This is a genomic window from Paenibacillus xylanilyticus (assembly GCF_009664365.1).
GTDB classification, from domain to species: domain Bacteria; phylum Bacillota; class Bacilli; order Paenibacillales; family Paenibacillaceae; genus Paenibacillus; species Paenibacillus xylanilyticus_A.
The window spans coordinates 3,106,684-3,130,288 of record NZ_CP044310.1; the positions used below are offsets into that span (position 1 = coordinate 3,106,684).

The window sequence follows — 23,605 nt, forward strand, 5'->3', positions numbered from 1 at the left end:
GTTTAATCCTTCGTATGACGAAGTTAACCTACACAGCGATATGAGAAAAAGCCCTGAGTTGTTCGATTTGAACGAATTCAGGGCTTTATGCGATCTTAGTTGGAGAATGGGACGGATAGTTGTCCAATCGCAGCAGCAGTTTTAACCGGATACAACGCGACTTGATATTGCGGAATGGCTTCAATACGGCGGAATTCGGCGATCTCGACTCCCTCAAAGCGCTCAATTTGTGCCTGATTGACAAAGGTATGGACCGTTCCTCTGCGCTGCGGCGTTATGGATAAGTGCAGTTCAGAGAACTCAAGCTGCGTGTAAAATTCCTTCAAACCGATGGACCAGGTCTTGCCGTAAGAAATATGATCCGTAAATAGTCGGCCATTCAGGAACGCTTCAGCCACATCACCTTCATAATCCACCTCAAGCCATACATCATGAACATGAGCCGGCCATTCTCCGGCAAATTGCAGCAAGGCCGATTTCTCCGCAGGTTTCTCGATCAACACCTCTGGTGTATATTCAGGCATATCTATTGTATAGGTAGTGAAAAGAGTGGAACCCCCGTGTTGACAATGAACAGTGCTGGAATTTTGGGCATGCAAATCTTGCTCTGGATTGGGATACAGCGAAACAGCAATATGGGAAGATCCTGTCGATGTGCAGATAAGCTGATGATTACTGACCGTTACAGGACAATCGCTGAGAACCAGTGTTGGTTGTCCCCATAGTTCAAAAGTGTATGCTTTTTGCGCTTCTTCTCTTGAAAGCAAAACAAAACGTACGGAACCACCATCCGTGGTTAGGAAGTTAACTGATTTATTTTTGTCCACGCTTGGTTGAATCACATAACAAGATCCGTGATCCAATATTACACTTCCGCTGGACTGTAGATCCTTTAGTTTCGTTTTGGAAACGACGTATTCCGGTGTCATGCCTTCATGTGCATAGAAGAAAATCGTTTTTTCTTGATTTGTATTGATCATGGTGAGCAATGGAGCTGTTGAGCTAAGTAGGGTCACGCCATGAAGTTCCAGATTAAACGGCAGCATCAATCCGATTCCTTCAGGAAGCTCAAGTTCACCTTCAGCAGGGAAGGCAACGCTGCCTTTGGATGTTTCCAATTCGATGCGTAATTTACGGCGGGGCAGGTCGACCTGGTCCTGAAAATTATTCAGGAAAACAAAGCCTGAGCCGTCTTGATGTCTGACACACCAGCGTAATGTCTCTGTATCTGTCGGTTCGATGGTAGACTGACCTTCAGGCAGAACCGTTCTCATCGGAGCAAGGATCGATCCGAAAGACTCAAGGAACAAAGAGATGGCGCGGATGCGGTCATAGGATGCACCAACTCTGCCGAATTCACCCAAGGGAGACTGGTAGTCATACGTAATTTTCGGCAGGAATTGCTCATTGAGATAACTTTTCTTGCCGACCGGGTTGGAGCCGCCGTGATACATGTAATAACCCAGCAGATTGCTGCCGCTGGCCAGTTTGACAAGGGTCATGGCTTCAATGCTGTTTGCCGGGACATATGGCCTCACATTATAACTAACCTGCATACCGCCAGCCATTTCACAATACGCAACGGGATATTCAGGTGCGTCAAAATGAACGGGCTCCGCCGGAGTAATATGAAGATCACGATACACAAATTCCTTGCTTGGAGGCTGGTCAGGCAGCCAAGAAGTATAAGCATAACCTGCAAGCATAGGCAAAAAGCCTTCCTCAGGAACGGCAGCTCCGCCCCAAGCGGTAGCCGTGAAGAACAGCGGACGAATGCCTGCATCCTCGGCAATGCGGCGCAGCTCGGCCAGATGAGTTGTACCTCCGGTTCCCGAGGACAGAAACTTACCGGTTTTGTAACCCCAGGCATCATTCGGTGCTCCGGCGTGCATGAATTCATTTTCCAACTGTACGGCTATCACGGGTCCTCCGTCCTGATACAGGCTGCCTTTCATTTGACTAGCGATTTCCCGATACAGTCTGCGTGTAAGCTTCAGATATGCAGGATCATTCGAGCGAATCTCAATAGGTTTGGAAACTACCCAATCCGGAATTCCTCCATTGCGAACCTCGCCGTGGCAGAATGGACCGATACGAAGGATAAGGGGCAGATCCAGCTTGGCACACAGATCGATGAAATGACGCAGGTTTCGATTCCCACCCCATTCAAAGACCCCTTCTTCTTCCTCATGAAAATTCCAAAAGACATAGGTGGCTACGATGTGAATTCCACCGGCCTTCATTTTCAGCAGTTCTTCTTCCCAGTACAAGTATGAAAACCTGGAGAAGTGAAATTCACCTACAATAGGGATGAAGGGCTCGCCATTACGAGTCATATAATAATTGGTGAATCCAAAGGCATCTCCTCTGGGATTGGCACCACCAAGCATACCCAATTTTCCGGGATGGATGTTCTTACGGTCTGCATCTATTAAAGATAATTTTGAGATGTGGCTCATTGCTGGGACAACCTCCTTGTGATATGTTCTTTACGATGAATTCTACTGTGTTCAATAATAAAAGAAATATCGTTACAGCTACATTTTATATGGAATAGATCATAGCGAGGTAGTGTGATAATGGCTAAAAAACATGCGGATTATGCTATAGTTGGACACAGGCCCTTTGGAATATTGATCGCAGGTCATTATAAGGAGTTGAACGGATATGAAATTCATCGACCAACGGGGAGCATCGACTGGTTATTAATGTATACGCTTTCGGGTGAAGGGGAAATACAGCATGGCAAAAATTCGATAACCTGCATAGCGGGGGATGTGGCGATTCTTATGCCAGGGCTTCCGCATCATTATCGAACGAAGCAGGATCATTGGGAATTTATATGGGTACACTTCATACCCGATCCCCATTGGAGTACTTGGTTGAAGCTACCTGAAACGTCAGCTCGTTTCATCTACCAGCGGATAGTTTCGGAAGAGGTACAGCATGATTTGCAAAATGCTCTTCAAAGATTGGTGCGTCATGGATTTTCGGATGGCCGTTCGGAACAATATCGCCGATTATCTGAGCTGGCCCTCGAGGAGACGTTGATTCACATTCAACACACCTATCCACCGGATGTTCCGGCGACGATGGATCCCCGAATTGCGGAGATCATGCGGTATCTGCAGATGTATCCTGCGCAGAAAATAAGCATACCGGAACTGGCGAACCGATGCTGTTTATCCACCTCACGCCTCTCTCATTTATTTAAGGAGCAGGTAGGGGATACGATTCTAAATACAGTTCACAAGTTCAGATTGGAGAAGGCAGCGCAGCTTCTCGCTGGAACGAATCGGCAAATCGCAGAGATTGCTGCGGATGTCGGATTCGACTGCGGTATACATTTTACAAGAAAATTCCGTGAAGCCTTTGGCGAGACACCATCGGCATTTCGGAAACGAAAAAATAACCTTCAAGCGAGATTGTTGGATTGATCTAATAAACTGCTGAAGCGAAAGACAAACCAAATGAAAGCATCTATAATGTGTAGAACGTAAAATAAAGTTGTAGCATCAGAGGAGGACAAGTGCAGCATGAACCTTTTTCACATCCAATCCATCATACACGGAACTGATCGAACTGCAGCCTTCCTGGAAGATAACTTTATCGGGATCGATTGGCCAGCTACAGGGGATTTGGAACAACTGCCGACTGAAGAATGGAAAGAGCAAATCGGGCAGCATTATGCCATACCTGAATCGGAGCTGAGCGGGATAATAGGTACCCTACAGGCATTTGTAAACATCATACAGGATGGAGATCATGTCTTAATTCATGACGATGAGTGGGTATATGTTGGAGATGTCGGTGACTACTTTTATGATGACTCCGTTAGCATTGAAGAAGATTCGATATGTCATCGGCGAGGCGTAACGTGGTTGGGACGAATTCCACTGACAGAGATAAACGATAAGGTACGTGCTCTGATTTCGAATGCTTCGATCATTTCAACATTCGAGTATCCACTTTCACAGGCTCAATTGGAGCCGTGGATTTCAAGAACTTCCGAAACGGAAACGGCAGTTCAACATTCGGTTGGCGTAGATGACGGAACAGTGCAGGAAGCTCTCGACGTACTAAGGAAGGCATTACAGAGTGAAGACGAGGAACTTCGTATTCGTGCGGCGACGGCCATTTTACAATATGCGAAGAAATAAAAAGAACATGAACAGATATGTAGAGTAACGAAAATGGAACTAGCAGATATACGAACTTTCAATGCTCATTACGGTTTATGTCTATACACTAAGAAGCACGCAAAGCCCTCATGAAACGAGTGAGCTTTGCGTGCTTTCGTACATATTATGATGTTTTTTCAGATTGCATGCAGGCTGATTTGATCGTGTGTTCGATCAGCGTAGCAATGGTTACGGGACCAACCCCACCCGGGACGGGTGTAATGGCAGATGACGGAGTCAAGCAGGATGAAAAGTCCACATCACCGATATTGCCTTTATTGTAACCTGCATCAATGACAACTGCACCAGGTTTAATCCAGCTTCCTTTTACAAAACAGGCTTTGCCAACGGCAGCAATCACGATATCTCCTGACTTCACGATTTCTTCCAGATTGACGGTTTTGGAGTGACAGGTAGTTACCGTTGCATTTCGGTTAAGCAGCATGGCTGAAACGGGCTTACCGAGAATTGGACTTCTTCCTATGACCACAGCGTGCTTGCCTTCGATGGGTACGTTATAGAAATCCAGAATGCGGATAATCGCTTGTGGTGTGCAGGAAGGGAAAGCGGCGATTCCAAAGGCATTTAACGCAAATCCTAGGGTGGTAACGCCATCCACGTCTTTCTCTATGCTTATAGCATCAAAAGCGGCTCTTTCATCGATATGATGCGGTACCGGGTGCTGCAGCAGAATGCCATGAACGGATACGTCTTCATTTAATTTGGTTATTTCCTGAATTAATTGCTCCGTTGTAGTCTCTGCAGGCAAAACCACTTTAATCGAATGTACCCCTATTCGGGCACATGCATTGCCTTTCATTCGTACATACGTTTCTGATGAGGGATCATCACCAACCAAAATAGTCGCTAGACAAGGTGTAATTCCTTTCTCCTTCAACCCGGCAACCTTCGCAGTCATCTCTTACTTCATAAAGTCCGCTACCGTTTGTCAATTCAACATTAGCTTCTCTGTACTCATGCTCATCATCGCCCTTTCCAAATAAAAAGAGGCAAGGAAATAAAACTTCCTTACCTCGGCCCAGGCGTACGGCTTGATTAGACATCATATGCTCCCTCACGGTTCACCGTGTTCGCCAGTTACATATGACCATATTACCTTGATAGTACTTCATTTTGAAATGTACATCAATCCTTTTAACTTTAGCTATACTTGGAACTGTGTTCAGATTGGTATATACTTTTTTGAGTTAAGAAGATTAAAAGGAGATTATAAGCAGTGTATATTAAAAAATGGCTAGGTGCTGTACTCATTATTCTTGCGACGATGCTGGTCGCAGGTTGTTCACTTGAATCGCTAACTGTAGATGATTCGACCCAGACTCAGGCTGTCTTGAACCAATTTGACGAAGTGGCCAATTATCTTGCCGAGCATCAGGAGCTTCCGGATAATTATATTACCAAGAAGGAGGCCAGAGCTTTAGGCTGGGAACCAAGTGAAGGAAATCTGCAAGATGTGGCCCCAGGCAAAAGTATCGGCGGTGATATTTTTCAGAATCGGGAAGGCCTGTTACCCAAGAAAAAGGGAAGAACGTGGTACGAGGCAGATATCAATTATTCGGGTGGAACCCGGGGGAGTGACCGAATCCTCTATTCCAGTGATGGCTTAATATACAAGACAACCGATCATTATCGCACGTTTGAACAAATCAAATGACCAAAGGTAGGATGGTATGAAGACAGTAATCATTGATGGAAATGATATTCATGGAAAAGAAGAGCTGCATGATATTCTTCAGGCGAAGCTGGGGTTAGATGACTCTTACGGGCGGAATCTCGATGCGTTATGGGATGTCATTACAGGCTTCATTTCAATACCACTAACCATTCAATGGGTGAATTTTGAGGCCAGCAGGGCTGTGCTTGGAGAATACGCTGATCAGCTATTGGAGTTAATGCGTGAAGCAGAAGAAGAGCTGGATCAATTTCAATTGGATCTGAAAATGTAAAAACGAACGGGCAGTCCGCTGAGGACTGCTTTTTTTAATGTGCAACATGTTCCATGAGACTTCCGTTAAGGAGTTAAGGAATCCACAGGAGGTGAGGGTCATTCCCAGGAAGTTATTGTACTTCATTTATGTTCTGTCACTGGTTAGTCTGACAACATCTTGTGCAAGCACGTCCACGAATGCAGATGCTGATAACGGTCTAAGCGAACTATATGTTGCAGCATTGGAAGAGGTCATCATGATAGATTCAGCTCTTAATAGATCAATGGAGTATATATCAATAGATTATGATCGGACACCTGCATTAAGTGATTCTGATGGACAACATATAATGGAGTTCTTACAAACGGAATATAAGGTGGACGTTTATAACCTTACTTATGAACAATTGCTTAAGCAAGGTTTATATGAAGGTAATGAAAGCAATCTCCGAGGAATTTTACTGCGGATCGAAAAGGTTGAGCTGGCGGACGAGAAGAATGAGGCCACACTTGAGGTCAGTAAATATCGATCGAATGAAGGTTCCATCTCTGTAAGAATAACGTTGCAATATAGGGATAACCATTGGATGGTAGTTGATCATAATACCTTGAAAGAGAGCTAATACAGGATAAGGATGGGAGATTACAAGGTTCCACGAATACTAAACAATCTGTCTTAAAAGTCGCCCATGGCGGCTTTTTTTTGTTCCTGTAATGAAAGCTGTCTGCGGGGTGAAACATTCAATATAACTACATTTTACAAAGAGAACTAGAATTAGCTTGTCAAATAGACTGCATCATGATAAAGTGATAACGATTATCAATATCATTTAAAAAGGTGGGTTTACATTGTTGAGGCGATCTAATTCGATCTTGCTTATACTGGCACTAACCGTGCTGCTGGTACTAAGTGCATGCGGTCAGACCAAGACGACGAGTACAGCGACGGATGCAAGTGCAAACACGGCAGAGCAGACAACTGACTCAGCATCAGCAACTGAACCAGCGACAACTGACGAAGGGGAGACCGTTACATACCAATCGGATGCGGGAGAAGTTGAGGTACCCAAAACACCGCAGCGTGTCATTGATTTGACGGCGTTTACGACAGGATACTTTGTAGCACTGGATGTTCCCGTGGTAGGAGCTCTGTCTGGAGCAATGGGCAATAAGTATATCAAGGATCAATTGATAAGTGAAGGAACGACTGATCTGGGTGAGCAGCCTACAGCGGAACAGCTGGTAAGCCTCAAACCAGATCTGATCATTGCTTATACGGGCACAGAGGGCCTTGATCAATTGTCTCAAATTGCCCCTGTGGTTCAAATTCAATATGGCAAACTCAACTATAAAGATCTTATGCTTGAATTAGGCAAGCTAACGAATAGGGAAGATGCAGCGAAAGCCTGGGTTACAAACTGGGAAGCGCAGATTAGCGAATGGAAACCCAAAGTAGAAGCCGCAGTCGGTGACCGCACTGTCTCCATTCTGAATCCATACGCGAAGGGATTGTACGTATTCGGCCATAACTATGGTCGTGGCGGTGAAATCCTCTATGGTGAATTTGGCTTGAAAGCCCCGACCAAGGCTCAGGCAGAAGCAATTGACAGCGGAACAGGCTTTGCTTCGATCTCCATGGAAGTGCTGCCGGAATATGCAGGTGACATCATCTTTACCAGCCCGTGGTCGGGCGATACAAGTGATGCCGAGGTCGTATACAGCAATACACTGTGGGAGAATCTGCCTGCTGTTAAAGAAGGACATGTCTTCCAGCTGGATAACACGTCGGACACTTATAATGATCCGATCACTTTGGAAGGACAACTGAAATTTATTACGGACAGCTTGCTTTCAGTGAAGTGAACATTGTAAATTAAGCATCTGTGAAGTAAACAAGCGAAGAGCACCCTTATGTCACTAACTTGACAAGGATGCTCTTTTTTTGTTTGAATTCATCTGTTTCAGGGCTCTTAGTCATCGGAATACACAGTTGCATTAAAACTTTCGGGTCCGAGCCTGACATTACTTACGCCGGTATCCGGACCATAAGAGAATGTCGCATAGGCGGAGTAGACGAGCTGGCCATTTGCCGGGGGAGCGACATTATAATCAGAGCCCGTAAAACTGAGCACACACGGACTGAAGAAAGGGTTGCCGAGGACAGTCCTTTCTGCACGGTACACCAGCTGCTGCGAGGCTCCCAGACCACGATATACCTCAACGGCAAGAGAACCGTTGTTAAATAACTGATTGGCGGTTACCGTTACGATACCTGAGAAAAGTGTGCGGATGATTGGTCCCGGATTACTTACTTGCAGCCCAACCTGAGCGAACAATAACGGAACACCGTTTGTGAAATTGGGAGTGAGAACGCCCTGACCTTTAGATCCTTGAGAAGTTCTTGCATCCAATAGCTTAACCAATTGAAGTCCTCCTTTCTTCGAAGCTGAGGAGTAATCGAAACGTAGAGTTAATCGTCGCTGTAAGCTACAGCATTGAAGCATTCCGGTCCAAGACGGGTGGCTTGTTCTGATGCGGATACAGGGACGAACGTTGCAAAGCAGGAATAGATGAGCTGCCCGTTGGCTGGTGCAGGCACATTATAATCCGAACCTTCAAAGCTCGCCAGAATCGTACTGTCGTTAGGAAATACAGGCTGGGAAACTACATAGATCGGTTGCCCCGTATAGGTTGCCCCTCTGAATATTTCAAAACGAATAGACGAAGGCAAGGAAGACACATTGGACACCGAGATACGATAGGTCCCATTAAATTGTGTTCGAATGATCGGCCCCGGATTAAAAATATTGAGTCCAACAATCCCCAGCAGGGTAGGAGTATTTGCGCCAAGCATGACGTTGAGCGGGGTAATTCCTGCTGATCCCAGTGACGTACGGGCGTCAAGTGTACGAACCATAGCAATTCCTCCAATCTATCAATTTGCCATATGATATGTTATTCAGTGGAAGGAGTTGTCCGCTTAGCGGCAAGAACTTTAAGCTGCTCCAGAGAGATACAGCACGAATCAAACGATTTTTTATTTGGAGACTTGAGATGAACGTGTATACTTGAGGAAAAGAGTAAGTTAACCAATAAACAAACGAACTTAACTAATTTCCATATAGGAGGAGTTTACTTGAAAGAATTTGAAGATTTTCTGACGCGGATGGATAACCCTGACCAGCGTGCTCGAGCCGAAGAAGTACTGAATTGGGTGGCTACAACATTTCCTAACCTAAAGGCCAAGATTGCATGGAATCAGCCAATGTTTACGGATCATGAGACCTTCATTATCGGATTCAGCGTTGCCAAACAGCATATGGCGATTGCTCCCGAGAAGGCAGGCATTCTTCAGTTTTCAGATGAGATTGTGGAGGCTGGCTATGATCACACGAAGGAATTGATTCGAATCAAATGGAGTCAACCCGTGGATTTCTCTCTGCTGGAGAGGATTATTGCTTTCAATATTGCAGACAAGGCAGACTGCTCGACTTTTTGGCGAAAGTAAAAGCAAAGCATGATATAACGGCTTTTCACGAATGACAATGATTATGTAAAGGTTAAATAGAAAGGTGTGAGCCAGATGGGGCAACATACGGGTAACCAAGCTAAAGATCAGATCGAAGAGACATCTGCTGAAGAGACTGCAGGGTATGGCTTGAGCGATACACCGGATACATCATTAATGAGTGCGTTCATGGAGGCTGAGTATATCATTGGCGGTCATGGCAGTCGCAAAATCAAGGTTCTCCAGGAAGCATTTCAGCACATTGATGGTGAGATGTACAGCGATCATTACGGGAGCGGAGAAACCATTGAACATTTCCAGCGGCGGATGGCTGAAGTGCTGGGCAAGGAGGCAGCCATCTTTTTCCCAAGTGGTACCATGTCACAGCAGATCGCGCTGCGGATTTACTGTGATCAAAAGGAACTGAAGCGTGTAGCTTATCATCCCCTGTGTCACATTGAAATTCATGAAGAAAACACGTTGAAGGAGCTTCATCAGATTGAAGCGGTTCTGCTTGGTGACAAGGACCGGTTGATACGATTGGAAGATGTACAAGCGATCGAAGGCGACATAGCCTGTCTACTGCTTGAATTGCCTCAGCGGGAGATTGGCGGCCAGCTGCCTGCATATGAAGAACTCGAAGCCATCTCGGCTTACTGCCGTGAACGGGGAATCAAAATGCATTTGGATGGAGCCAGACTGTTTGAGATCACACCTTACTATCAGAAGTCGGCCGCAGAGATCTGCAGCTTGTTTGATAGTGTGTATGTATCTTTTTACAAAGGCATTGGCGGAATTGCAGGAGCAATACTGGCTGGAGATACGGATATGATAAAGCAGTCCCGAGTTTGGAAACGCCGGTTTGGCGGGGATTTGATCGGTCTATATCCATATATTCTAAGTGCCCAATTTTATTATGATCAACGCATCAATAAGATGGGAATCTATTACGAACAAGCGAAGCAGCTCGCTTCTTTGCTGAATCAGTGTTACGGAGTACGCACACTGCCCGAAATACCCGTGTCGAATATGTTTCATGTGTACATCGAACGAACCACGGCTGAGGCTGAACCCATTCTCAGCAGAATGACGCAGCAGTTTGGAATAGGGTTTACTTCATATCTAAACGAAAACAGCGAGACCGGGCATTGTTCATTTGAACTTTCTCTGGGAGACCGGTATGAAACCATACCGGAAGATAGGCTGCAATCTGCTCTGATGTGGCTGGATGAACAGCTGCGTTCGCATGGTCCGAAGGACTGAGTTGGACTTCATTGTTAAATTCAAGGAAATCGTCCAATTGGAAAAATCAGTCTTTAGTCGGTGGCGTGGGAAGATGATGTCCGTATAATTATGATTTGAGAGGAGACGTCAGATCATTAAAGTATGGACATCTTTAAGACAAATGGAGGTTGAGGGGATTGAATAGGCAAGTCCAAGGCACGAATGCACCAAGCCTGTTTCGCAATCGGTTTCTTCAGACAATCTTGTTATCCAGCGTTCTCCTACAGATCGGCATCTGGGTTCGGAATTTTGCAATTCTACTGTATGTGGCAGAGACAACGAATAATGATCCATACGCCATTTCACTCATTAGTGTGGCCGAGTTTGCCCCGATTTTTGTGTTTTCGTTCATCGGAGGTACCTTTGCTGATCGCTGGCGGCCCAAACGAACGATGATTTGGTGTGATGTATTATCTGCCGTATCCGTATTTGCAGTTCTCCTGACCATACATTACGGCTCATGGCATTCGGTCTACCTTGTTGCATTTATTTCGGCAATTCTGTCGCAGTTCTCCCAGCCTTCAAGCATGCGGTTGTTTAAGTATCATGTTGCAGAAGAACAGCTGCAGCAGGGCATGGCTCTGTTCCAATCCCTGATGGCCATCTTTATGGTGCTTGGCCCGATGCTTGGCACCTTCGTATACAGCACGTTTGGCCTGGAAATATCCATCGCTGTTATGGGCATCGTTTTCCTGCTATCCGCACTCGTTCTCGTTCGCCTGCCCGAGGATCAGATGCAGACACAAACGGCTGGGGCTAAAGGGCAGTTCCGAAAAGAATTCGTCGAAGGGTTTCGTTACGTTTGGCAAAGTCAGGTGCTCCGAATGCTCGGGCTGGCGTTTATACTTGCGGGTCTCTCCGTTGGCGTAGCTCAAGCGCTCAACCTGTTCATTGTTACCGAGCAGCTTGGCAGGAGAAAGGAATTCCTGCAATATCTTCTGATGGTGAATGGTGCAGCCATGCTAATTGGTGGGGGAATAGTAGCCACATTTGCGAAGAAGGTTCCACCACAAATTCTGCTGGCGATTGGAATGGTAGCCGGTGCGGTATGTACAGCCATCGTAGGTTATTCAACAAGTGTTCCCGTCACGCTGACCGTTCAATTTCTGAATGGATTGGTGTTCCCTTGCATTCATATAGGAATCAGCACCATGATTCTGAAATGGTCGGAGGCTTCGATAGTTGGCCGTGTAAATGGCGTTTTGAATCCGATGTTCGTAGGCATGATGGTCATTTCCATGTCCTTCGCAGGTCCGTTAAAAGATGCCTTTTCACTGAGCACGATCTATAGCGGAGCAGGGTTTTTGTTTCTTATTGGCGCATTGGCCATGATTCCAATCATGAACCACAAAGCTCCGGATAAATTACCGCAAGTTGCACAAGAGGTATAGTACAGCAGTAGCTTCATATTAAGTAATGCACGGGAATCGGCATGAAGTGCCGGTTCTTTTTTGTCATTCACGATGAAGTAACCTTGCATATAACCAGCGGTTCATCCAAAATGGGATGGGAAGGATCTCTCTACGAGCGTCGTTCGACACGGCCTGGTTCATTACAGCGAGGATGGATTAAACTCAGAGAACGAAAACGGAGGAAATAGATCATGACATTGGAAGAATTAACGGAATACTGCTTGTCGTATCCCAGTTCATATGAAGATCATCCATTTGGAGAAGGCTGGACGGCGATACGCCACCAAGGAAACCAAAAATTATTTGCACTCATATTGCACAACTATAACGGACATGTCAGTGTGAATCTGAAGTGTGATCCGGAACGTTCGGATTTCCTGCGAAACGCATTCCCGGAGGTTATTCCCGGTTACCATATGAACAAGGAACACTGGAACACCGTTAACGTGGAAGGTAATCTGCCTGTCGAGGATGTGCACGGAATGATTAAGCACAGTTACGAATTGACACGGCCCAAGCGGGTAAAAAAGAAAAGCGAAGCTTAGTGCAGGATAGTAACTCCCCATTAAGTTGAAGACAAAAGTTAAAAAGACAAAAACCCACCTTGTTAGGTGGGTTTCTTAGGGTTTAATTAAACATCATGAGCTTCGGTTGTAGAGCTGCTTAGCCTTTGACGGCTCCAGCCGTGAGGCCGCTTACGATGTATTTCTGACCGAATAAGTACAGGATGAATACAGGCAGCGAAGTCAGTACAAGATTGGCAAAAATCAAATTCCAGTCCCGGCTGTACTTGCCGTAAAAATTGTAAATTGAAAGCGGCATCGTCCACGTGGAGCTGTCTGTCAGGAAGTAAACCGGAATCGTAATATCATTCCATACCGACATGAACACCATGATGGCCACTGTCGCGTTAACCGGCAGAATGAGCGGCGTGACGATCCGAAAGAATACGCCGAACACGCTTGCACCTTCCAGAAACGCAACTTCGTCGAGCGCTCTTGGAATGGTTTTGATAAAACCACTGTACAAGAATACACTGAACGCCGTATTCAAAGCGGCATAGATCAGGATAACGCTTGTTATGCTTCCGTAGAAGCCCAAGCCCTGTACAACCCGAATCGTTGTAATGATTGACATTGGAGCAATGAGTCCCATGAAGAAATACATATAGATCGCTCCGGAGACTTTCGTTTCTCTGCGAGCTAGAATGAATGATGCTGCCGAAGATGCCACGATATTGATGACCGAGGATACGCCAGTAATCCAGATACTGTTGAGAAAAGCCCTGGATAGACCGCCTTCTTCGAAGACCCGCACGTAGTTCGAGAACTGCCATGTATCAGGTAAACTAAGCGAAAAGCTGAGTACCTCGGCGCTTGTTTTGAATGAACCGAAGATCAGAATCACGAGCGGCAGAAGAACAATCAGGGAGGCCAGAATTAGAAATCCTTCCACAATGTAATTGCGGATGGCAAGTTTGCGAGTATAGCCCATGTTATTCGGTAACCTCCTTACGACGCATAAAAATCAGCAGCGGAATGGCGATAATGGTGACAACGACGAACAGCAGTGTATTGACTGCGGTACCGAGTCCCCAGTTGCCTTCACCGAAGGAACGCAGAATAATGGTACCCACAACCTGAGAAGCATTACCCGGACCCCCGCCGGTCATGACGTAGACTTCGGAAAATACTTTGAGTCCACCGATTAGGGTCAGCATCAGGTTGATATTAATGGCTGGCAGCAGCAGTGGCAGCGTGATTTTAAAGAAGCTTTTCCATGAGCTAGCCCCGTCAATGGTTGCCGCTTCGTAATATTCCTGAGAAATGGATTGCAGCCCGGCCAGATAGATGGCCATTTGAAATCCGGCGCTTTGCCATATGGAGACGATGGCGATGGTCCAGATGACGATGGATGGATTGGTCAGCCAAGCCTGGCTTAATGAGTGCAAGCCTACAGCTTCGAGCAATTTGTTAATCGTGCCTTCGGTTCGCAGCATCGGTGTAAACAAAATACTGATGACGAGAATGCTCAGAATGGAAGGGGAGTAGAAAATGGCACGCAGCAGATTTTTGGTTCGTAGTCTCATGTTAAGTCCTACGGCCAGCAATAGACCGATGACATTTTTGCCAACGACAGTGACGATTGCGAAGATCGCCGTATTTTGCAGTGCCAGGATCAGCGTTTTGTCAGAGAAAATCTTCTTGAAGTTGTCCCAGCCGATGAACTGAAGTTCCAGTCGATCCAGCCGCCAATCCGTAAATGAGTAGTAGAATCCTGCGATGGCTGGGATGACGAAAAAGATGGAGTAGATCAGCAATGCCGGATAGATCATGTAGTACGAATACAGATTTTTAGCCCTTTTCATGTCTCACACTCCGTTATAGCTCGGGCAGCATAGATAACAAGAATCTATGCTGCCCGGTTTTTTTATCTTCTTAGAAACCGGCCACACCTTTGTCCTGCATCAGCTGGCTGAACTTCTCGTCCCAAGCCTTCAGTACTTCTTCCGGTGATAATCCGCCTGCAAATTGATCCTGCAGCAATCTGTACAGTTCACTGCGGTCAACGAGCATATAAGCATCAGTCGTTAGTACCGTTTTCTTAGGCGTAATGTAATTGTCTACGATATCCTGTTTATAGGCAGGCAGCTCAGGTGTTGTTACGTCACTGAAATTGGATACATAACCTTTTGAATCAACGATCTTCTGAGCAACTTCCTTCGAAGCAATAAAGTCGAGGAACTGTTTGGCTTCTTCCAGATGTTTGGATTTCTTCGGAATGAACAGCTGACCGCCGAGTGGACTCGCACCCAGACTCGCATCCTGTGTAGATGGAATAGGGAATACGCCGAGTTCCATGCTCGGGTCCTGCTCGGCCACACCTTCAATCAGCCAGTCACCCATAAACATCATGGCGACTTCCTTGTTCAGGAATTTACCCACGGCCATATCGTAGCTGTCGCTAAGCACGTCTGTGTTGGTGTAACCTTTGGTGTACACTTCGTACTGCTGCTCCAGGAAGGTTTTGAACTCCGGAATATCGGACCATTTTTTCTTATTGCTGTTCAGGTCATCAAAGAACGTAGGGTCATTCTTGGCTGCGAAGTCGGCAAAAGCTGCTGCTGGCCAGATGTTGGCTGCCCAGGCATCTTTGTAAGGCATAAATACGGGAGTGATGCCGCTCGCCTTAATCTTTTCGCATATAGCCAAAAACTCTTCATAGTTTGTCGGAATGGACAAACCAAGGTCTTCAAAGATCTGTTTGTTGTATACGACCCCTTGCATGCCTGTATCCTGGCTGACATGGAAACTGTAGAGATGACCGCCGGCAGAAAGGACGTCCTTGTTCACAATTCTGCTCGCCCAAGGCTCGTTATCCAGAATTTCAAAATTACGTTCCAGGTTCAGGTCCGTCACAGCACTCGCCAGGTTGTATTGAATGATATCGGGCGTTTCATCAACCGCCAGCTTGGTTTGCAGTACAGTTGTGGTCTGTTCTGCTGGAATAAGCTGCAGATTCACACGTACGTTTGTCTGTTTTTCAAACTCATCCAGAATGTCCTGCTGAATAAAGGCAGAGTCCTGCGAGCTTTTGGAAATGGCGAGTTCCAATGTGACCTTGGAACCTTTGCTGTCTCCTCCAGCAGCTGTTCCGGAATCACTTCCTCCAGATCCGCATGCGGTTAATGATATGGATAATAAACTGGCCAAAACGATGGATGCTGCTTTTTTTCTTTTATGATTCTTCAATGCCAATCCCCCTCTAAAACGTTTGATGAATCCATTTACAAACTTGATTATAAATTTTTATCTGCTCCCGGTACATGTCTGTGCTTGAACGTTCATGTGTAATATTCTGAACTTGAAATCGCTATCATTTCAAACGTTCACATGATACAGTAGGACATAATTAATTGGGAGACGCATCATGATGGGGAACAGGAGGACATGTAGAAGGATGATAAAGCTGATACATCGGGCAACACAATTCAGTTTGCAAACGAAGGTATTCTTGACATTTCTGGCCCTGCTAATGTTCGTGCTGGGCTGTTTTATCGTTTATGTAAACGTTATCGTTATCCGCCCGCTCAAACAAAAAACGGAGCAGGATATGCTGGTGACAGCGACTAAAGTCAGAGAGCAGGTTGATCTCTATGTCGAGCAGCAGAACCAGTTGTCCCAGCGAATTTTGGCCAGCAAGGATATCTTTGCAACGATGGAGAAGAGTTCCGCGGCTCACAGTAATTTCGAGAGGCTGAATCAGATCCGGAAGCTGAAAGACATCATGTTTCAGGCCATCGGACCCAGCATGAATATGAAGGACATGACGATCTATGACAAGGAAGGGGTACTGCTTACCTCGTACCTGGGAAGTGGAGATCTTCCCGCCATGCTCAGCAGTATGGTGGCTAACAGCGGCGATGGACGAGAGTGGGAAGGGAACGGATTCATTCTGGTGCGCCAAGAAGATACGATCTCCTTCGTCCGCACAATCAATGATCAGAACGGGAAGGTGTACGGTTACTTGAGTATTCTAATGGATCAGGCTTATATCCAAAAACTTACTGACGGAATTGCTGCAGGGGAGGTGTATATTCTGAACCAGCAAGGTAAGCAAATGACCGGATCAGAATCGGGAACCATGTTGTCGAAATGGACCAAACCGATATCCGACGAAGGATTGGAAGTGGACAAACAGAACAACTACGTCACGCATTCGACCTCCCCCAGCACGGGATGGATTACCTATATCGTTACACCGAAACAGTCAGTACTGGGCTCGATCCATTCGGTACAGAGTATGTCGATTCTACTGATTACAGCCTTGATGCTGGTGTCTTTTGTGTATATCCTCTTGACCACACGCAATTTGCTGCTTCCGATCCGCAAGCTTCGCAGTCAGATCTGGCGTATCAATTACAGCAACATGAATCTGAAGGTCGACGAGAGACCGAAGAACAATGACTTGCTGCTGCTGAATGAAGCCTTTCAGGATTTGATGGAACGGTTGCAGCAATCGATAGACCGGGAAAAGGCAGCATTACATGAAGAAGTCATGGCGCGCAATTCGGCTTTGCAGGCTCAGATTGCTCCTCATTTTATACACAACGTCCTGTATCTCATCAGCATCGCAGCACAGGAGGGAAAGACCAAGGTTGTATCGGATATGTGCAAACATCTCTCGGACAGTCTGCGCTATATTGTGTCTTCTCCTTATGCACACGTGACCTTGGCAGATGAGCTGGAGCATACGAGACACTACTTGTCACTTGTACAGCAGAAGTATGAAGAAGATCTGGAGTGGGAAATTCATGCCGACGCTTTGGCAAGCGAAATACGACTTCCGAGGCTGGTCATTCAACCTTTTGTAGAGAATTGCATTGAACATGCCTTTTCCAATACGGCACCGCCTTGGCGCATTCAAATTACGGTGAAACAATATAACGGACTATGGGCTCTGGAGATTAAGGATAACGGAGAGGGCTTCCCACTTGAGAAAATGCAGGAGATCCTCGCAAAGGTTCAGGAATCCGCTGCTGGAGAGAACCATCTTCTCAATCACCCAACGTCCCTTGGTAATATGGGGATGCTCAATAGCATCAACCGGCTCAAACTGATGTATAGCAATCGGCTTTTTTTCAATATTTTCAACAATCACGCACATGGCGAAAACGGAGCCACCATTCAGATCATCGGCTCGCTAACAAAGGATTTTTACTAGGCAAAGGGGAGACATGTGATGTATAACATCATGATAGTAGAGGATAGCAAACCAATATTGCGTAACATAAAAATGCTTTTGGATGCGCTTACCCTGCCCGTTCATGTGGTGGCTACAGCAGCGAATGGAGAGGATGCCCTGGCTGCAATTCAGGTTGAGCCCATTGATCTGCTGCTAACCGATATTCGGATGCCGAAGATGGACGGGTTATCGTTGATTGAGCAGGCGAAGAAAGCGAATCCGGACTTGAAAGTGATTCTGATTAGTGGCTATAGCGACTTTGAATATACACGAAAAGCGCTCAACCTGCAGGTGTTCGACTATTTGCTGAAACCGGTAGAGCAAGAAGCGTTAGAAGAGGTCATGAGACGGGTGATTGACCAGCTTGATCAGCAGAAATCCAGAAATTTGAATGTCCTGCAAGAGGTTGTCGAGCCTCAGTGTTATGCTGAAGTGCAAAAGGGAGAGGACTTTTCGCTGTATTCTCAGATGATGATCATTTTGCGCAAGCAGCCATTTACACCCGGGAAGGAACAATGGACACAGCAGACGATTCTTGGCGCCGTGGAGGTACTTTTTGCTCCGCAGCCTTGTCGTGTGTTACAGAGTCAAACGCCGAATCAATATATCGTTCTCGTAAACAAGGGAGCGCTTGCTGCATATTCCTCCTTGCATGAATGTCTGGAATCACTTCGTCGGCATTTGGTTACGTATCATATGGATGCGATGATTGGAGGGCAGCTGCTGTCCTCTGATTCGGGACATCTGCCTGAAGTCTATCATCAAATAACGTCTATATTGTCTGCACAGCAGCGGTTGAACCAAGGATTGGCACTCGATACCGGAAATCCGGTTTCGACGGCCAGGCTGGAATCAGGATGTCTGGATTCCGCCTTGGAATCCACATTTGTGCAAATGATACAGGCTTATCAGAAAGATCGGTTCGCTCTGAAGCTCTCCGAGCTGCTGGATCGTTGGGCGGGGGAGCATGTGCATGTGAGAGAGGTGGAACGTTTCATTGGGTTATTGGTGGACACATTCGCTCATTTGTACGAAGAACAAGGATCGGGGATCAGGCTCGGTCTTGAGCATCGGGCCAAACAGCTCTTGGAAGCACCGACATATGCAGAATTCTGCCAGGAACTACAGGAATGGACAGGGCAGTGTTTTGATATGCTGCAGTCGCAAGTCCGAAAAAGCAAGGAGCTCCTATTCGAGCAGATGGACGAGTATATCAAGCTTCATAAATATTCCCATTTATCCATCAACGACGTTGCTTTGAAGTTTCACGTCAGTCCATCTTATGTGAGCAGGGTGATCAAAAAAGTAACACAAGCCACGTTTGTTCAGTATTATACCCGGCTGAGAATACAGGAAGCCTGCAGGCTGATGGAACAGCAGCCTGATATGAAGTTTAAGGAATTATCGGACCTCCTATCCTTCAGTGATCAGCATTATTTCTCTAAGGTGTTCAAGGAGTATACAGGATACAGCCCTACGGAATACAAAGAATTGATGCCTGATATTTAGAATAATTTGTAATACTCCTTCTTGGGTAATAATTAGATAGAAGGAGGGATTTGCATTAGAGCATTCAAAGGTTCGTTAATGGGTTGTGTTGTTGTTATGTTATTTTTGTTGCTTGCTTGCGGAGCTGATGATATTAAACACAGCAAGACGGATCATTGGAATGTTTCGCTTCAGCGATCCACAGGTTCATACGGAATTGTCTATATAGGGGATGAGACAAAAATTAGCGATTTCAAATATGATGTTTCAGGAACAAACATCTCGCAGCGAGGTAGTGCCTTGAGTGAGCATACCACACCCTTTAATATGTCTGGAACGGTGACGGATTCAGAGAAGAACAGTGATCCCATTCAATTCGTGATTAGCTGGAACAATCAAATTGAATCCGTAACCTTTCAGTAAGAAACAACAGAAACCTAGCTCCCAAACGGGTACTAGGTTTTTTAGTTTTTCTTTAATTGGTCACCGATTGACCCATCTTATTCTTTTTATGGATAGCTTCCGTTCCTGCAGCGATGGCGGTTTTATAATAGTCACATTTGTGTTCAATGACTTCCATAGTCTTTCTCAGTTCTTCCATTTGTGCTTGCACACTGGCCTTACGTTCAATGAACATGTCGTATCTTTCCTGCAGCGTGGAGTCACCTTCGGAACACCATTCAATGAAATCCTTGATATCCTTAATCGGCATACCAGTGAGTTTCAAGCACTGAATAATTTTCAGAAAATCAATGTCCGATTCTTTAAACTTGCGCACTCCGCTCGGGGTACGTTCGACGAAAGGCATAAGCCCTTCTTTATCATAATAACGCAATGTATATACGGTGAGATTCAATTCTCTGGCAACTTCGCTGATCGAGTATGTCATACGGATCTTCCTTTCTAACGGTATAGACTTCGAGTTAACTCTAGTTTCTGTGGGGAATCTTATCACGGTATATACAGGATGTCAAAGTCAGCAATGATACTAAGGGGACTTAGAAATATCTTAATCCATTTCAATAAAAAAAGTAGAAAAGATATTTGACCTAGAGTTAACTAGAGGGATTAAGATGATTCTTGCCGAGAGAATAAGAAGAAAAAATTGGTCAATGTATCAATCGTGATCCTTGCCCCTGAATGGGTGTATTCTCTTGGAAGATGAACATCTTAGGAGGTTTCAAACATGATAACTGCTAAAGCACGTGCTGTGGACGGACCGGATCAATCATTCCGGTCAGCTGAAATTAAACGACGCGATCTGGACACACATGATGTCCTGATTGAAATCAAATATGCCGGCATTTGTCACTCTGACATTCATACGGCTCACGGTGAGTGGGGCCCTGTGAACTATCCGCTGGTTCCTGGTCATGAAATTGCAGGAATTGTCACAGAAGTAGGACCTGAAGTTTCTAAATATAAAGTGGGTGACCGAGTAGGCGTCGGATGTATGGTGGACTCCTGTGGGGAATGCGAAAATTGCCGCCGCGGAGAAGAACAGTACTGCCTTAAAGGCAATATTCAAACGTATGCTGGGGTTGATAAATACGGTGAACCTACACAAGGTGGATATTCGACTCACATCGTTGTAACGGAAAATTTCGTTGTCCGGATTCCGGATAACATTGCGCTGGATGCAGCTGCACCGTTACTCTGCGCAGGGATCACGACGTACTCGCCTCTCCGTCATTGGGGAGCAGCTCCAGGCAAAAAAGTAGCGATTGTAGGTATGGGCGGGCTCGGTCATATGGCTGTCAAAATCGCACATGCCATGGGTGCCGAGGTAACAGTGCTGTCTCAGTCTCTGAACAAAAAGGAAGATGGTTTGCAGTTTGGTGCAAACCATTATTACGCCACAAGTGAAGCTGAAACGTTTGAGAAACTTGCGGGTTCCTTCGATTTGATCATTAACACGGTAAGTGCCAATATCGACATTAACGCTTACTTCGGATTGCTTACGCTGGATGGTACACTCGTAAACGTAGGTGCACCTGGTGAGCCGCTCGCAGTTAACGTCATGTCTCTCATCGGTCATCGTCGTTCATTTGCAGGTTCCATGATCGGTGGTATTCGTGAGACTCAGGAAATGATGGACTTCTGTGCGAAACATGACATCACACCTCAGATCGAGGTGATCTCGGCTGATCAAATCGACGAAGCTTACCAACGCGTACTTGCTTCGGATGTGAAGTACAGATTCGTTATTGATACCAGCACGATGTAAGTGCTGAATTAAAACCAAGCTTCATGTAAAATGACTGCGAGGATGTCTCCAAAGTGTTTACTTTGAGGACATCCTCGCTTTGTATACTGGCAGTTAGTTATAAGTTATAAATGTAAATTTCTATTTATAACTAGTAAATCTGCTTTTATATATAGTCGCACTTGAATTGAGAGAATTCTGCCTGAGCTCCTTCGCCATAGGCATACAAACCGATAACGACACCTGTAAACCCGCCGGCTACCTCAGAGGATAGGTATTTCGTATGTGCGCTGTCTAATTCAATCTCCTGGCCATGGGTATCCAAGCTAAAGGTATAACGATCATTGGTTGCCCGGATCTTCAATGTGGCTTGGTTAAGACTTCCGAGATCAACTTCTTTTTCAACCGATTTGATATCTCCGATATTCAGGCGCTCGATCACCTTATAACCTTCAGCGTCTTTTCGTATAGCCAGATCATAATGATGGTGCTCATCCATATACAGGGTGATGCCTGCTTCTCCGTCTGTAAGATGAACATCACAAGAAATGATGGCATTGAAGTCCTTTTGCCGTATACCAATGAAGGTAGGCGTGCCCGGTTGATCCAGAGAGACGTCTGTTCCTCTCAGCGTTAGTTTGTTGGATTGCAGCATATAATTCTCTGAATGAGGATGTCTGAGATAACACCAGTCCTTGTCCCATTCCGTGTTATCAAAAGTAAATGACTTCTTCTCCACCTGAACGACAGATTGGGATATCCGATCTGTTTCAAATGTTAATAAAGTCGTTCCATGGTGACCTGCTGTAAACCAGCCGTCTTCATCGAAGGTTACAGGTGCTACAAAAACTTCGCGTCCAAGATGGTGAAACGTCTGCCATTGTCCAATTTGCCGGAATCCCAGATGGAAGAGCCACCAATTACCCTCAACATCCTGAACCAGATCGCCATGCCCAACACCCTGCAGTTCATAACCGCCAAGGTTACGGTTGGTTAACACCGGATTGTGAGGATAGGCTTCGAACGGTCCGGAGACAGAGGATCCGCGTGCGTACGTTTCCATGTGACCGTATTCGGTGCCTCCTTCAGCAGCCAAAAGATAATAAAGGCCGTTGATCTTATACATATGAGGACTTTCCAGGTAACGTCCACCCGTACCTTGCCATATTGTTCGGCTCGGCGTAAGCTTTTTGCCCGTTTCAATCTCAATCTCACATTGAACGATCCCCGAGACACCGAAATCGTCAGAACCGTTACTCATAAAGTACGTTTTGTGGTCTTCGAAATACAAGTCCGGATCGATTCCGCCCTGATCCACGAATATGGGCTCAGACCACTCGCCATAAATATCGTCTGTCCACACATAGAAGTTCTGGCGGGTCGTATCATTCGTGGTTGTCATGTAGAATCGCCCGTTATGGTGCCGAAGGGTGGGAGCGAATACGCCTCCTGAACTGTTCACATGTGCAAGCTGAACCTGACTCGTTTTGGTTAGACAATGACCAATCTGTTCCCAGTTAATCAGATCTTTGCTTTCGAATATGGGTACTCCGGGGAAGTATTGAAATGAACTGCATATCAGATAATACGTATCGTCTACCCTGCATACGCTTGGATCTGGATAGAAACCTTTGATGACGGGATTGTTAAACTGCATCGTTCTTTCACCTCGATGATAAATTCATAAAAATAAGAATTCTGATAATAGGAAGCTACTGAAATTAAACACCAACCCACGGTCTAATTCAATAGAAGGGACTTGTAATTTCAATTTATATTCTTTAAATTTATATAAATGTGATTTCATAGAAGTGAGCAGGAGAGTGTGAAAAA

General features: G+C 45.7%; 23 protein-coding genes and 1 riboswitch. Of the genes, 14 read left to right on the top strand and 9 right to left on the bottom strand.

The genetic code is table 11. From position 1 onward, the window contains the following. Positions 1 to 95: 95 nt before the first annotated feature. Positions 96 to 2,459, bottom strand: a complete 2,364-nt coding sequence (locus tag F4V51_RS13920; protein WP_153978431.1) for a beta-galactosidase — start codon at positions 2,457 to 2,459, stop codon at positions 96 to 98. A gap of 120 nt (positions 2,460 to 2,579) precedes the next feature. Here F4V51_RS13920 and F4V51_RS13925 point away from each other — a divergent pair, with 120 nt between their 5' ends. Together F4V51_RS13925 and F4V51_RS13930 are read left to right on the top strand one after the other, a co-directional pair. Beyond that, the gene (locus tag F4V51_RS13925) at positions 2,580 to 3,437 is read left to right on the top strand and encodes a helix-turn-helix domain-containing protein (RefSeq protein ID WP_153978432.1); all 858 of its coding nucleotides are present in this window, start codon (positions 2,580 to 2,582) and stop codon (positions 3,435 to 3,437) included. Between the two features lie 99 nt (positions 3,438 to 3,536). Further along, positions 3,537 to 4,160 (top strand): hypothetical protein, encoded by a 624-nt coding sequence (locus F4V51_RS13930; RefSeq protein WP_153978433.1) that lies wholly within the window; start codon positions 3,537 to 3,539, stop codon positions 4,158 to 4,160. Positions 4,161 to 4,305: 145 nt separating this feature from the next. Here F4V51_RS13930 and F4V51_RS13935 read toward each other — a convergent pair whose 3' ends face one another. Then, positions 4,306 to 5,100, bottom strand: coding sequence for a bifunctional 5,10-methylenetetrahydrofolate dehydrogenase/5,10-methenyltetrahydrofolate cyclohydrolase (locus tag F4V51_RS13935; protein ID WP_227779432.1), 795 nt, complete (start codon positions 5,098 to 5,100; stop codon positions 4,306 to 4,308). Between the two features lie 111 nt (positions 5,101 to 5,211). Continuing rightward, a riboswitch (ZMP/ZTP riboswitch) is annotated at positions 5,212 to 5,293 on the bottom strand. A gap of 125 nt (positions 5,294 to 5,418) precedes the next feature. Here F4V51_RS13935 and F4V51_RS13940 point away from each other — a divergent pair. From F4V51_RS13940 to F4V51_RS13955, 4 genes are all read left to right on the top strand, one after another. Next, on the top strand, positions 5,419 to 5,856 hold the full coding sequence (locus F4V51_RS13940) for a ribonuclease (protein ID WP_153978434.1): 438 nt from the start codon (positions 5,419 to 5,421) through the stop codon (positions 5,854 to 5,856). A gap of 16 nt (positions 5,857 to 5,872) precedes the next feature. Beyond that, positions 5,873 to 6,148 (top strand): barstar family protein, encoded by a 276-nt coding sequence (locus tag F4V51_RS13945; protein ID WP_153978435.1) that lies wholly within the window; start codon positions 5,873 to 5,875, stop codon positions 6,146 to 6,148. A gap of 238 nt (positions 6,149 to 6,386) precedes the next feature. Further along, the gene (locus F4V51_RS13950) at positions 6,387 to 6,752 is read left to right on the top strand and encodes a hypothetical protein (RefSeq protein ID WP_153978436.1); all 366 of its coding nucleotides are present in this window, start codon (positions 6,387 to 6,389) and stop codon (positions 6,750 to 6,752) included. 226 nt (positions 6,753 to 6,978) lie between these two features. After that, the gene (locus F4V51_RS13955; protein ID WP_153978437.1) at positions 6,979 to 7,992 is read left to right on the top strand and encodes an ABC transporter substrate-binding protein; all 1,014 of its coding nucleotides are present in this window, start codon (positions 6,979 to 6,981) and stop codon (positions 7,990 to 7,992) included. A gap of 107 nt (positions 7,993 to 8,099) precedes the next feature. Here F4V51_RS13955 and F4V51_RS13960 read toward each other — a convergent pair whose 3' ends face one another. Together F4V51_RS13960 and F4V51_RS13965 are read right to left on the bottom strand one after the other, a co-directional pair. Further along, positions 8,100 to 8,552 (bottom strand): hypothetical protein, encoded by a 453-nt coding sequence (locus F4V51_RS13960; RefSeq protein WP_153978438.1) that lies wholly within the window; start codon positions 8,550 to 8,552, stop codon positions 8,100 to 8,102. 47 nt (positions 8,553 to 8,599) lie between these two features. Further along, the gene (locus F4V51_RS13965) at positions 8,600 to 9,046 is read right to left on the bottom strand and encodes a hypothetical protein (RefSeq protein WP_153978439.1); all 447 of its coding nucleotides are present in this window, start codon (positions 9,044 to 9,046) and stop codon (positions 8,600 to 8,602) included. Between the two features lie 249 nt (positions 9,047 to 9,295). On the opposite strand from F4V51_RS13965, the gene F4V51_RS13970 reads away from it, so the two are divergent. The 4 genes from F4V51_RS13970 to F4V51_RS13985 all read left to right on the top strand — a co-directional run bounded on the left by F4V51_RS13970 (position 9,296) and on the right by F4V51_RS13985 (position 12,878). Further along, positions 9,296 to 9,637, top strand: coding sequence for an iron chaperone (locus tag F4V51_RS13970; RefSeq protein WP_416226538.1), 342 nt, complete (start codon positions 9,296 to 9,298; stop codon positions 9,635 to 9,637). A gap of 177 nt (positions 9,638 to 9,814) precedes the next feature. After that, the gene (locus F4V51_RS13975) at positions 9,815 to 10,900 is read left to right on the top strand and encodes a threonine aldolase family protein (RefSeq protein WP_153980699.1); all 1,086 of its coding nucleotides are present in this window, start codon (positions 9,815 to 9,817) and stop codon (positions 10,898 to 10,900) included. Positions 10,901 to 11,058: 158 nt separating this feature from the next. Further along, positions 11,059 to 12,312: an MFS transporter gene (locus tag F4V51_RS13980; protein ID WP_153978441.1), complete on the top strand. Its 1,254-nt coding sequence runs from the start codon at positions 11,059 to 11,061 to the stop codon at positions 12,310 to 12,312. Between the two features lie 212 nt (positions 12,313 to 12,524). Further along, positions 12,525 to 12,878, top strand: a complete 354-nt coding sequence (locus tag F4V51_RS13985; protein ID WP_153978442.1) for an MmcQ/YjbR family DNA-binding protein — start codon at positions 12,525 to 12,527, stop codon at positions 12,876 to 12,878. 118 nt (positions 12,879 to 12,996) lie between these two features. Here the strand turns inward: F4V51_RS13985 and F4V51_RS13990 are convergent, their stop codons facing one another. From F4V51_RS13990 to F4V51_RS14000, 3 genes are all read right to left on the bottom strand, one after another. Then, positions 12,997 to 13,827 (bottom strand): carbohydrate ABC transporter permease, encoded by an 831-nt coding sequence (locus tag F4V51_RS13990; RefSeq protein WP_095287216.1) that lies wholly within the window; start codon positions 13,825 to 13,827, stop codon positions 12,997 to 12,999. A 1-nt stretch (position 13,828) separates the two neighbouring features. Further along, positions 13,829 to 14,701 (bottom strand): carbohydrate ABC transporter permease, encoded by an 873-nt coding sequence (locus tag F4V51_RS13995; RefSeq protein WP_153978443.1) that lies wholly within the window; start codon positions 14,699 to 14,701, stop codon positions 13,829 to 13,831. Between the two features lie 70 nt (positions 14,702 to 14,771). Beyond that, positions 14,772 to 16,085 (bottom strand): ABC transporter substrate-binding protein, encoded by a 1,314-nt coding sequence (locus F4V51_RS14000; protein ID WP_153978444.1) that lies wholly within the window; start codon positions 16,083 to 16,085, stop codon positions 14,772 to 14,774. Positions 16,086 to 16,293: 208 nt separating this feature from the next. On the opposite strand from F4V51_RS14000, the gene F4V51_RS14005 reads away from it, so the two are divergent. The 3 genes from F4V51_RS14005 (at position 16,294) to F4V51_RS14015 (ending at position 19,989) form a co-directional block, all read left to right on the top strand. After that, entirely contained in the window at positions 16,294 to 18,057 is a 1,764-nt protein-coding gene (locus tag F4V51_RS14005; RefSeq protein ID WP_153978445.1) for a cache domain-containing sensor histidine kinase, read from the top strand. 18 nt (positions 18,058 to 18,075) lie between these two features. Then, a complete protein-coding gene (locus F4V51_RS14010) occupies positions 18,076 to 19,587 on the top strand; it encodes a response regulator (RefSeq protein ID WP_153978446.1) in 1,512 nt (503 codons plus the stop codon). A 96-nt stretch (positions 19,588 to 19,683) separates the two neighbouring features. After that, positions 19,684 to 19,989 (top strand): hypothetical protein, encoded by a 306-nt coding sequence (locus tag F4V51_RS14015; RefSeq protein ID WP_153978447.1) that lies wholly within the window; start codon positions 19,684 to 19,686, stop codon positions 19,987 to 19,989. Positions 19,990 to 20,041: 52 nt separating this feature from the next. On the opposite strand, the gene F4V51_RS14020 is transcribed toward F4V51_RS14015, so the two are convergent. Beyond that, positions 20,042 to 20,455 carry a MerR family transcriptional regulator gene (locus tag F4V51_RS14020; RefSeq protein WP_153978448.1) on the bottom strand — a complete coding sequence of 138 codons (414 nt, stop codon included), beginning with the start codon at positions 20,453 to 20,455 and terminating at the stop codon, positions 20,042 to 20,044. Positions 20,456 to 20,752: 297 nt separating this feature from the next. Here F4V51_RS14020 and F4V51_RS14025 point away from each other — a divergent pair, with 297 nt between their 5' ends. Further along, on the top strand, positions 20,753 to 21,793 hold the full coding sequence (locus F4V51_RS14025; protein WP_153978449.1) for an NAD(P)-dependent alcohol dehydrogenase: 1,041 nt from the start codon (positions 20,753 to 20,755) through the stop codon (positions 21,791 to 21,793). A gap of 145 nt (positions 21,794 to 21,938) precedes the next feature. On the opposite strand, the gene F4V51_RS14030 is transcribed toward F4V51_RS14025, so the two are convergent. Beyond that, positions 21,939 to 23,429 (bottom strand): glycoside hydrolase family 43 protein, encoded by a 1,491-nt coding sequence (locus F4V51_RS14030; protein WP_153978450.1) that lies wholly within the window; start codon positions 23,427 to 23,429, stop codon positions 21,939 to 21,941. Positions 23,430 to 23,605 lie beyond the last annotated feature (176 nt).